The following is a 3,057-nucleotide window of genomic DNA, read 5'->3' on the forward strand; positions in this document are numbered from 1 at the left end:
TGCGCCACGCGCGCGGCGGTGAGTGACCCGGCGATCGCGGGTATGGCGAAAGCCAGTGTGGTGGCCCAGTCGATGGTGAATCCTGTGGCGTGGGCGCTGAAGCCGGCTGCGGAGTTGATCGCTATGATGACCAGTGATGTTCCGACGGCCTGGGCCATGGACAAACCCAGGAAGATCGTCAGTGCGGGGACGATGAGGAAGCCGCCGCCGACGCCGAGAAGTCCGGTCAGGGACCCGATCCCCAATCCCACTGCCAAGGATTTGGGCAGGCAGCTGCGTATGGAAGAGTTTCCGCCGGTGTCGCAGCCGCCGGCTGTTTCTTTGGTGCGGGAGAGCATGCGGATGCCGGCGGCGACCATGATGACGGCGAAGGCCAGCAGCAGCACGTCTTCGTTCAGGAGCCGGCCGACGGCGGCTCCTGCCCATGCCGCTGGAATGCCGGCTGCACCGACCAGCAGCGCAATGCGCCAGCTGATACCGGTGCGGATGCGCGGGATCACGGCGGCGACGGAGGATGCTCCGACGACGAGCAGGGGGGTGGGGATCGCTTCGTGGGTCGGTTCTGCTGCGGTCCGGTTCCAGGGCATGGCAGCCAGTGCTTTGCCCATGGCGCAGGTGTTGGTCGCGGCGGAGAAGGTCAGTCCGGTGCCGATGGTTCCGGCGAGGATGCGGAATTTCGGTGAGAGGAATTTACCACCGGCGAGTCCGGTGATGACGAGTGACCCGGCGACCAGGCGGACTTGGCGTTCGAGGTCCCAGCGTTGGGCGCTGTGGACGACGTCGCCTCCGGCAGCGGCGAATGCCGGGACGCCACCGGTCAGTACGTGGGCGGTTTCGATGCCGGCGCCGCCGAGGCGTTGACGTGCCTGTTCGGCGCGGACGCCGGACTGGCACACCAGAACGATGCGTTGACCGAGCCGTTCGGCAAGTTCATCGGCGTGTTCGGAGAGCAGCGGCAGTGGCACGTTGTAGGAGCCGCGGATATGCATGGATTCAAATTCGGCTCCGCTGCGCACATCCAGGATGACCAGCTTGAATCACCCCGGCGTTTTCGGGGACTTGGTTTGTAGTTATCCGGCCTGCTGGTGAGGCTGGTTCTGTCGAGTGTAGTAGATCCTTTCTGCCTGCATTGGCGTGAGATCGTGCACGGATTGGTGGGGCCGCTCGTGGTTGAACCAGTAGACCCAGTCCAGCGTGGCCGCTTCGACGGCGTTGCGGTTTTTCCAGGGGCCGAATTCGTTGATCAGCTCGGTCTTGTAGAGTCCGATCTGCGACTCGGCCAGAGCGTTGTCGTAGGCGTCGCCGACGGAGCCGACGGAGGCGTCCACGCCTGCTTCGATCAGCCGGTCGGTGAAGGCAATCGAGGTGTATTGTGAGCCCGCATCGTTGTGATGAGTAAGTCCGGTCAGGTCGGTGACACCTTCCTTTCTGCGGGTCCACACGGCCATCTCGAGGGCGTCCAGCACCAGGGACGTGCTCATCTGCGTGTCGGCCATCCAACCGATAATGCGGCGGGAGAAGACATCGAAGATGAACGCCGTATAAGTGGTGCCGGTACTGGTTTTCACGTACGTAAAATCGGCGCACCACAGCCGGTTCGGCGCCGAAGCCCAGAACCGGCGGTCCACCCGGTCAGCGGCGCGGGCCGCGGCCTCATCGGGGATGGTGGTGCGCACGTTCTTGCGCCGCAACGCCCCGATCCAGCCCTGGGCCCTCATCAGCCGTTCAACGGTGCAGCGGGCGACGTCAACGCCGCAGACCCCGCGCAGGTGCAGCCACATTTTCCGGGCCCCATACAGGCGGGTGAATTTCTTCTGTTCCCGCTCGGCTTCAATGATGGCGACCAGCTCCTCGTCTCTGATCTGCCGGGCGGTCTTTTCCCGGTTTTTCGCGTCGTAATAGGTTGTTGGGGCAACCCTGGTTCCGTGCTCGGTCAGCACGGCGCAGATTGGCTCGACGCCCCAACGCAGACCTCCATCGGTACGGTCTTTATGCTCGTCGATGAAGGCGGCTATTTGCCCAGTGGCCGGTCGATCTCGGCCGCGAAGAAAGCCGAGGCCGCCTTTAGGATTTCGTTGGCCCGGCGCAGCTCCGCGTTATCCCGCTTGAGCCGCTTGATATCGGCGTTCTCCTCGCTCGTGACCCCGGCCCGCTCGCCACGGTCGATCTCGGCTTTGCGGACCCACCGCCGCAGCGTCTCAGCGGTGCCGATCCCCAACTTCTGCGCCACTGCCTTTATCGCCGCGAACTGCGTCTCATAGTCACCTTGGACTTCAAAGACCATCCGGACTGCGCGCTGGCGCATCTCCTCGCTGTAATTCTGTGTCGGTCGTGCCATGTTCCCGATCCTCCCAAAAAATGGAGTCTCCGGAAACGCCGGGGTGGTTCACTTAGCTTATGGTCCAGCTCTTCCTACCGGCGATAACGGGCTGTTACACCATTCCGGCGCCTCGAGTAAAAAGGGGAAACGGGTCTGGCCCGCTTTATGGCTTACCCACTTCGGTGCACTTGGAGACGGCGTAGGTCATGGAGGGGGGTCGTTTTTTAGGTATTCGGGGTCAGGTCCAGTTGGATCGCCGTGGCGACGCCGGTAGGTCAACGTTCCGGTAGAGGCAGGGGCCCAGTCCTGGGTTTCTGTCTGGACGATAAGTTCCATTGAGGTGAAGTCTGCCGCGCGTGGGTCCTTAAAGAGGTTCACCGCGTTCTCGTTGCAGCAGCTGAAACGCTGCTCAGTGTCGGAGTACATCCAGGTGATTGCCTGCTTGGGGATGAAGCGGCCTCCCCCGTTGTCGGCGCCGTTTATGGCGGCTTCTCGTCCTTCGACCCATCGTGCGCGGGCCCGTTCGAGGGCGAGGGCAAGGCTTACTTCGACATCGAGAATCGTCAGGTGAGCGTAGTCGTTGGCTTCGAGGTTTTCAAGGTATCGCGTGCCCAGCCCCGGCCAGGAGAGAGTGCCCTCAATGACGACGTTTTCCCTGGCCTGCAGGCAGCGGGCCAGAATATTCTCGGCCAGCATCGTCGACTCGTTATGCACTAACGAGGACAGCTCGTTGAGCA

General features: G+C 62.8%; 2 protein-coding genes and 1 pseudogene. All 3 read right to left on the bottom strand.

Going from position 1 to position 3,057, the window contains the following annotated elements:
• Window positions 1-1,031 (bottom strand): annotated as a pseudogene (locus Y707_RS33390) (TSUP family transporter); the annotation flags it as partial.
• A gap of 39 nt (window positions 1,032-1,070) precedes the next feature.
• Window positions 1,071-2,338, bottom strand: a protein-coding gene (locus Y707_RS0101995) for an IS3 family transposase (RefSeq protein ID WP_253905028.1) whose coding sequence is annotated in 2 segments (ribosomal slippage) — window positions 1,071-2,053 and window positions 2,053-2,338 — 1,269 coding nt in all. Because the reading frame shifts where the segments join, the coding sequence is not laid out codon by codon here.
• A 186-nt stretch (window positions 2,339-2,524) separates the two neighbouring features.
• Window positions 2,525-3,057, bottom strand: a 533-nt coding sequence (locus Y707_RS22750; protein WP_173401435.1) for a zeta toxin family protein, incomplete at its 5' end; no start/stop codon positions are given.

Origin of the sequence: Arthrobacter sp. H14 (assembly GCF_000520495.1) — a bacterium.
Classification (GTDB): domain Bacteria; phylum Actinomycetota; class Actinomycetes; order Actinomycetales; family Micrococcaceae; genus Arthrobacter_C.